We start from the raw sequence: 8102 nt of genomic DNA on the forward strand, positions 1-8102 counted from the left end.
CTCGGGCCCCCTCCCCACCGGACATGTCCTCGAGCGCACCGTGACCACCGCCGAGGCGCCCGTCGCCGGCCGCCGCGCCGTCGACTGGGTCGCCGAGGCGGCGGCCGACCTCGAGGCGGCGCCCGAGACCACCGTCCTCACCCGCACGAACGCCTTCGGCTCCTACGACGGGAACTACGTCGTCGCGCTCGAGAAGCGTCTCGACCACCTCGACGGCCCCACCCGGGCCGGACTCGAGGGCGTGTCCCGTCAGCGGTTGTGGCACATCCGTGCCGGGTACGTCGTCCTCGCAACGGGAGCCCACGAGCGTCCGCTCGTCTTCCGGAACAACGACCGCCCCGGGATCGTGCTCGCCTCGGCCGTCCGGACGTACCTCAACCGCTTCGGCGTCGCCGCCGGCGAACGGGTCGTGCTCGCGACGACGAACGACTCCGTGTACCCGCTCCTCGCGGAACTCGAGGCGGCGGCGATCGCCGTCATCGCGGTCATCGACTCCCGACCGGAGCTCTCCGCCGCCGCCCGTGAGGCCCGTGACGCGGGCGTCCGGGTCCTCACCGGGCACGCGGTGCTCGACACCGCAGGGGACGCCCCCGACGGCGGGCTCACCTCCGTCACCGTCTCCGCGCTCGACGACCACGGCCGGGCCGTGGGCGAGCGCACCGTCTTCGCGTGCGACACCCTCGCGGTCTCCGGTGGGTGGAGCCCGGTCGTCCACCTCCACAGCCAACGGCAGGGGAAGCTCCGCTGGGACGAGGCGCTCGCGGCGTTCGTCCCCTCCGCCGAGGTCGAGGACCAGACGGTCGTCGGTGCCGCGCGTGGCACGTACGACCTGTCCGGGGCTCTCTCCGAGGGCGAGTGGGCCGCGGCCCGGGCCCTCGCCTCGGCCGGAGGAATCGGACTGGTGCCCGGTGCCGAGGCGCCGGCCCCGCTCGAGGCGCCCCGCGCCTCGGCCCCCGTGCGGCCCCTGTGGTTCGTTCCCACCTCCTCCGGTTCCGTCCTCGACACCCCGGGACTCGACGAACAGTTCGTCGACCTCCAGCGCGACCAGACGGTGGCCGACGTGCTCCGGGCGACCGGCGCAGGTATGCGGAGCGTCGAGCACATCAAGCGCTACACGTCGATCAGCACCGCGAACGACCAGGGCAAGACCTCGGCCGTCAACGCGATCGGCGTCATCGCCGCCGCACTCGGCGCGCAGGAGAACTCCTCCGTGCCCGGGATGGGCGAGATCGGCACCACGACGTTCCGTGCGCCCTACGCGCCCGTGCCGTTCGTCGCCCTCGCCGGGCGCGAACGCGGCGACCTCTTCGACCCCGCGCGCGTCACCTCGATGCAGCCGTGGCACGTGGCGCACGGGGCCGAGTTCGAGCTCGTCGGTCAGTGGCTGCGTCCCCGCTACTACCCGCAGGCCGGGGAGGACATGGACGCCGCGGTCCTCCGTGAGTGCCGGGCCGTGCGCAGCGGGGTCGGCATGCAGGACGCGACGACCCTCGGCAAGATCGAGATCTGGGGTCCGGACGCCGGAGAGTTCCTCAACCGGATCTACACGAACGCCTTCAAGAAGCTGAAGCCCGGCCACGCGCGCTACGGCCTCATGTGCAGCGCCGACGGCATGATCATCGACGACGGTGTCACCCTCCGGGTCGACGAGAACCGGTACTTCATGACGACGACGACCGGCAACGCCGCCCACATCCTCGAATGGCTCGAGGAATGGCACCAGACGGAGTGGCCCGGACTCGAGGTGAGCTTCACCTCGGCGACCGAGCAGTGGGCGACCGTCGCGGTGGCCGGCCCGCGGTCCCGCGAGGTCATCGCGCGGCTCGCACCCGACCTCGACGTCTCCCAGGACGCATTCCCCTTCATGACGTTCCGCGAGACCGTGCTCGCTTCGGGTACCCCGGCCCGGATCTGCCGGATCTCCTTCTCGGGGGAGCTCGCCTTCGAGGTGAACGTGCCGACCTGGTACGGCCTGTCGGTGTGGGAGGACGTGTACGCGGCCGGCGCAGACCTCGACATCACCCCGTACGGCACGGAGACCATGCACGTGCTGCGTGCGGAGAAGGGCTTCCCGATCGTCGGTCAGGACACCGACGGCACCGTCACCCCGCAGGACGCGGGCATGGCATGGGCGGTGTCGAAGGCGAAGGACTTCGTCGGCAAGCGCTCGTACTCCCGCCCGGACACCGCCCGTGAGGACCGCAAGCACTTCGTGTCGGTGCTGCCCGCCGATCCCTCGATCGTGCTGCCGGAGGGCACCCAGCTCATCGCCCCCGGCACCCCGATCGACACGAGCGACGGACCGGTGCCGATGCTCGGCCATGTCACCTCGAGCTACATGAGCGCCGCTCTCGAGAGGTCGTTCGGCCTCGCCCTCGTGCAGAACGGCCGGAACCTCATCGGCACCACGCTCACCGCTCCCGTCGGCGACTCCCTCGTGGACGTCGTCGTCGGCGAGACCTGCCTCTACGACCCGGAAGGACTCCGCCGTGACGGCTGACACCCTCGCACCCCAGACCCCCTCCACGCAGTCCCCGACCACACCGACCCCTGCCACCGATTCCACCGGCGCTACCGAGGTGCCGGGCACCACCGCAGCGCCGGGCGCCTCGGGCACGGTCGGCACCACCGCCGAGGCGCCGCGCGCCGAACCCCTCCACCGCCGGGTGAGCCCGGCGGGCCACCTCGCGGCGGCGTTCGCCGCGGCCGCCGTCACCGATGCGGAATCCGACGGGCGCGGCATCGCGTTCCGGGAGATCCCGTTCCTCACGATGGTGGGACTGCGTGCGGTCCCGGGTTCGGCGACCCGCGCCCGGCTCGAAGCGCTGCTCGGAGCCTGCTTGCCGCAGCGGGTCGGGGCGACCGCCCGCCTCACGGTGCCCGGCGGTCACCTCACCGCGCTGTGGCTCTCCCCCGACGAGTTCCTCCTCGTGGGCGACGAGGCGGCGACGGATGCAGATGCGGCTGCGGCTGCGGCTGCGGCTGCGGCTGCGGACGAGGCTGCTGCGGCGAGCGCCGGCCCGACCGGCGCCGAGGTCGAGGCGTTCCTCGCCCGGACCGTCGAGGGCACACCCGCCGCCGTCCTCGACCTCTCGGCCAACCGCACCACCCTCGAGATCTCGGGTTCCTCCGCCCGCCGGGTCCTCGAGAAGGGCTGCCCGCTCGACCTCCACCCGACGGTGTTCACCATCGGGACCGCCGTCAACACGACCCTCGGCAAGGTGTCCGTGATCCTCCACCGCACCGCCGAGGACACGTACCGGGTGTACCCGCGGTCGTCGTTCGCCGATCACACGGGACGCTGGCTCATCGACGCCGCCGTCGAGTTCCGGGTGCCGGAGCCACCGCGATGACGCTGCTGCCGTACCCGGACCTCCGGGAGAGGGTGACGGGCGAGGCCCGGCCGGCAGACGCCTCGGCGGAGGAGCATCTCTCCGGACCGGCGGGCGGTGTCGGCGGCGAGGACATGCCGAGCGTGTTCGACATGTTCTCGATCGGGATCGGCCCGTCCTCGTCCCACACGGTCGGGCCCATGCGGGCGGCCGCGGACTTCGTGTCCGTGCTCGCGACCACCGGTGTGCTCGGGGAGGTCCGGAACGTCCGGGCCGAGCTCTTCGGTTCCCTCGCAGCGACGGGGATCGGGCACGGGACGGACCGCACGGTGGTCCTCGGACTCGCGGGGTACCGGCCGGAGACGGTCGACCCGGACCTCACCGAGGCGCGGATCGAGGAGATCCGGACCCGTGCAGCGCTCGCGCTCGGCGGAACCCACCGGGTGCCGTTCGTCTGGGAGCGGGACCTGCTGCTCCACCTCGGACGGAACCTCCCGGCGCACCCGAACGGCATGACGTTCACCGCGTTCGACGGCGAGGGGTGCGTGCTCCACACGTGGACGGCGTACTCGGTCGGCGGCGGGTTCGTCCGTGGTGCCGAGGAGTACGAGCGGGCCGTCCCGAAGGCGGCTGCCGGGGACGCCACCGGCCGGGACACCGCCGGACCGGTCCCCACTCGCCCGGACCCGGACCGCCGTACCGAGGTGAGTGAGCTCGCCGGGGACGGGCCGGAGACCGGGCACGTGGGTCCGGGGCCGGCCGGCGCCTCGGCAGTACCGTATCCGTTCCGCACCGCCGAGGAACTCCTCGCGATCTGCATGGCCGAGGGACTCGACGTGGCGGAGGTCGTGCTCGCGAACGAGTGCGCTCTTCGGCCGGAGGACGAGGTGCGGGAGGGCATCCTCCGGATCCGGTCCGCGATGGAGGAGTGTGTCCGCGCCGGCTGTGCCCGGACCGAACCGCTGCTCCCGGGACGGCTCCGGGTTCCCCGGCGGGCGCCTCGGCTCCACGCGGACCTGCTCGCCCACCACGACGAGGACGACCCGACGGCGGTCCTCGACTGGGTGAACCTCTACGCGCTCGCGGTGAACGAGGAGAACGCGTCCGGCGGACGGATCGTCACCGCTCCGACGAACGGCGCCGCGGGCATCATCCCCGCCGTCCTCCACTACTTCACGGTCTTCGTGGCGCCACGGCTCATCGGTGCGGACGAGGACGGTGCTGGTGAAGGCGGTGCGGCACTCGACGACGCCGTCGTGCGGTTCTTCCTCACGGCGACCGCGATCGGGCACCTCGTGAAACGGAACGCCTCGATCTCCGGTGCGGAGGTCGGCTGCCAGGGCGAGGTCGGTTCCGCGTGCGCGATGGCCGCGGCCGGGCTCTGCGCGGTGCTCGGCGGCACACCCGCGCAGGTCGAGAACGCGGCGGAGATCGGGATCGAGCACAACCTCGGGCTCACGTGCGATCCGGTCGGCGGTCTCGTGCAGATCCCGTGCATCGAGCGCAATGCGATCGCCGCGACGAAGGCGGTCAATGCGGCCCGGATGGCGCTGCGCGGGGACGGGACGCACCACGTCTCGCTCGACACCGTCATCGACACGCTCCGGAGGACCGGGGCAGACATGCAGGACGAATACAAGGAGACCTCGCGCGGCGGCCTCGCCGTCACCGTCGTCGAGTGCTGAGCGAACGTGCTCCCGTAGGTCCTGTCTCCTACTCCCACTCCCACGGTTTCACCGAGAACGACTCATTCGGTTTCCGATTCGCGGAAAGGCGACCGAATCGGTCGTTCTCGGTGAAACCGTTGCCGCCCGCGCGTCGCACCTGCGCCGCCCCACCCTTGCCCGCGCCCCACCCGCACGGCAGAGTGAGCGCATGGCGAGAATCGTGCTCTTCCACTCCGCGCTCGGGCTCAACGAGGGGTTCCGGGCGATGGCCCGGGTCCTCGAGGACGCCGGGCACACCGTCCACACCCCCGACTACTACGACGGCCACGTGTTCACCGACACGGACAGCGGCATCGCGTACCGCGACTCCGTCGGTTTCGGGAACCTCGCGAAACACGCGGCCGAGCTCATCGCGGACCTCCCCGGCCCCCTCGTGTTCGGCGGGTTCTCACTCGGGGCCGCGATGGCGCAGTCGATGGGCCGGCGGGACCCCCGGGCGGCCGCGGCGTTCCTCTTCCACGCCGGCGGCACGGACAAGGACGTGACATGGCCCGCGCACGTCCCCCTGCAGATCCACCACATGGTCGACGACCCGTGGATCGACGCGGGCGCACCGGAACGCCTCGTCACGTGCGCGGCCCGCGGCGGCGCCCTCGCCGAACACTTCGTGTACCCGGGCTCCGGCCACCTCTTCGCGGACCCCACGAGCACCGACTTCGACTCCCGGCTCGCGACCGCCATGTGGTTCCGCGTCGTCACCGCGTTGCAGTAGGGCGCGTCCCACCTGAACCTTCGCCCAGAACCGGGGAGGTTCCCGGCTTGTAGGATGATCCGCGGTACCCGCGCACCCGGACCCCGGGCCGGCGCACGCACACAGCACCCAGGCGGACACCTGCGCGGATACCACCCAGGAATCCGGGACGGACCCCAGTTCCGTCTGCGAACGGTCGACTCATCGAACGGACACTCTTGAACGGCAACACGACTTTCCGACACACCAACGTCGCTCTCCTCGGCCTCGCTGAGGTCGTGGCCCCGATCGAAGTCACGTCGGAGTCCTTCGATGCGCGATTGTCCGGAACCCTCGAGCGCCTCGGCCTTCCCGAGAACCTCCTCCAGCGCGTCGCGGGTGTGTACGCCCGCCGCAACTGGGACACCCCCACCGACTTCATGGAGGGTGCCGCGGAGGCCGGCCGCAAGGTCCTCGCGAACACCGGGATCGACCCGGCGGACATCGGGCTCATGATCAACACCTCGGTGACCCGCGAGTCGCTCGAACCCTCCGTCGCCGTCACGGTCCACAACGGCATCGGCCTCCAGCCGCAGGCCATGAACTTCGACGTCACGAATGCATGCCTCGGTTTCGTCAACGGCATGACCATCGCCGCCACGATGATCGACTCCGGCGCGATCTCCTACGCCCTCGTCGTCGCCGGTGAGGACGCCTCCCGCGTGCAGGAGGCGACGATAGACCGCCTCAACCGCCCGGACATCACCCGCGAGGAGTACCTCGAGGAGTTCGCGTCCCTCACCCTCGGTTCCGGGGCCGTCGCCGCCGTGCTCGGCCGGGCCGACGAACACCCCGAGGGCCACCGCATCCTCGGCGGTGTCACCCGCGCGGCGACGTGGAACCACGAGCTGTGCGTGGGCGACCACAACGGCATGTTCACGGACACGAAGGGCCTGCTCGAGAACGGCATGGAGCTCGTGACCGCGGCGTGGGAGGAGGCCCACGCGGACGGCTGGAACTGGCAGAACATGGACCGGTACGTCATGCACCAGGTCTCCAACATCCACACGAACTCGATCGCGAAGGCCGCGGAGCTCGACATGGACCGTGTCCCGAAGTCCTACCCCGAACTCGGCAACGTCGGCCCCGCGTCCCTCCCCATCACCCTCGCCCGCGAGGTCGACACCCTCGAGAAGGGCGATCGCATCCTCTGCATGGGCGTGGGATCCGGCCTCAACACCGCGATGATGGAGATCCTCTGGTGAAGCTGCCCGCCCTCCCCGCGAGCGTCCCCGGTCCTCTTCCCGAGTGGGATCCCGCGTGGTCCCGGCTCGTCACCGTCCCCACGGTCGACGGTGAGCACACCTTCCACGTCCTCGACACCCTGTCGGCGCTCCGCGAACGCGGCCTCGAACCGACCGGGACGATCCTCGCCCTCCACGGCAACCCCACGTGGTCGTACCTGTGGCGCGGCCTCGCCGCCGCCACGATCGCCGAGGCGGAACGGGCTGCCGACACCACAGTCGGCACCGGCACTCCACGGCCCGGCACCTCCGCCGAGGCGCCCCGCATCTGGCGTGTCATCGCCCCCGACCAGCTCGAGATGGGCTTCTCCGAGCGCCTCGCGCACTCGGCCCTGCCGACCACGCACGGCGCCGGCCACCGCCGGATCGCCGAACGCGTCACCGACTTCGACGCCGTCGTGAGTGCCCTCCTCCCCGAGGTCCCGGGAACCGACCACCCCGTCGTCACGATCGGCCACGACTGGGGCGGCGTCCTCTCGCTCACGTGGGCGGCCCGCCACCTCGACGTCGTCGATGCGGTCATCAGCCTCAACACCGCCGTCCACCACCCCGAGGGCGAGCCGATCCCGGCGCCGCTGCGCGCGGCCCTCGCCGGTCCCATGCTCCCGACGTCCACCGTCCTCACCGATTGGTTCCTCGGCGTCACGCTCGCACTCGGCCAGGGTCCGCTCAGCCCGGAGATCAAGCGGGCATTCCGGTCCCCGTACCTCACGAAGGACCGCCGCGGCGGCATCGGCGCATTCGTCGCCGACATCCCCGCACAGGAGACGCACCCGTCCTACGACGAACTCCAGCGCCTCGGCGAGGACATCGCCGGGATCGACGTGCCCGCACTCCTCGTGTGGGGACCGAAGGACCCCGTCTTCGTCGAGCGCTACCTCCGTGACCTGCGCGCACGCCTCCCGCAGGCGGCCGTGCACCGTTACGAGAAGGCCTCCCACCTCGTCTCCGAGGACGAGAACGTCCCCGGCCTCGTCCTCCGCTGGCTCACGCAGACCTTCCCGGCAGGAGTTGCGGCCACGCCCACGTCCGCCGAGGCGCCCACCCCGGCGGCACCCGCCGGGGCCGG

The 8102-nt window shown here is 71.7% G+C and carries 6 protein-coding genes; all 6 read left to right on the forward strand.

The genetic code is table 11. From position 1 onward, the window contains the following. Nucleotides 1–2500 (forward strand): glycine cleavage T C-terminal barrel domain-containing protein (locus ABD172_RS08025; protein ID WP_344308577.1); only part of this gene is annotated, 2500 nt, incomplete at its 5' end. Further along, nucleotides 2490–3353: a sarcosine oxidase subunit gamma gene (locus ABD172_RS08030; RefSeq protein WP_344308579.1), complete on the forward strand. Its 864-nt coding sequence runs from the start codon at nucleotides 2490–2492 to the stop codon at nucleotides 3351–3353. The genes ABD172_RS08025 and ABD172_RS08030, both read left to right, overlap by 11 nt. Before the next feature lie 113 nt (nucleotides 3354–3466). Next, nucleotides 3467–5017, forward strand: coding sequence for an L-serine ammonia-lyase (locus tag ABD172_RS08035; RefSeq protein WP_425546671.1), 1551 nt, complete (start codon nucleotides 3467–3469; stop codon nucleotides 5015–5017). Between the two features lie 190 nt (nucleotides 5018–5207). Next, nucleotides 5208–5771, forward strand: a complete 564-nt coding sequence (locus tag ABD172_RS08040) for a dienelactone hydrolase family protein (protein ID WP_344308583.1) — start codon at nucleotides 5208–5210, stop codon at nucleotides 5769–5771. A gap of 197 nt (nucleotides 5772–5968) precedes the next feature. After that, nucleotides 5969–6994 carry a 3-oxoacyl-ACP synthase III gene (locus ABD172_RS08045; protein WP_344308584.1) on the forward strand — a complete coding sequence of 342 codons (1026 nt, stop codon included), beginning with the start codon at nucleotides 5969–5971 and terminating at the stop codon, nucleotides 6992–6994. Beyond that, nucleotides 6991–8102 (forward strand): alpha/beta fold hydrolase (locus tag ABD172_RS08050; RefSeq protein ID WP_344308585.1); only part of this gene is annotated, 1112 nt, incomplete at its 3' end. The genes ABD172_RS08045 and ABD172_RS08050, both read left to right, overlap by 4 nt.

The organism is Brevibacterium samyangense (assembly GCF_039529845.1).
GTDB lineage: Bacteria > Actinomycetota > Actinomycetes > Actinomycetales > Brevibacteriaceae > Brevibacterium > Brevibacterium samyangense.

Bases quoted from the DNA above. Each gene is read 5' to 3' on its own strand.
- ABD172_RS08040 (WP_344308583.1), top strand. From the start codon at position 5,208: ATGGCGAGAATCGTGCTCTTCCACTCCGCGCTCGGGCTCAACGAGGGG.
- ABD172_RS08035 (WP_425546671.1), top strand. From the start codon at position 3,467: ATGCCGAGCGTGTTCGACATGTTCTCGATCGGGATCGGCCCGTCCTCG.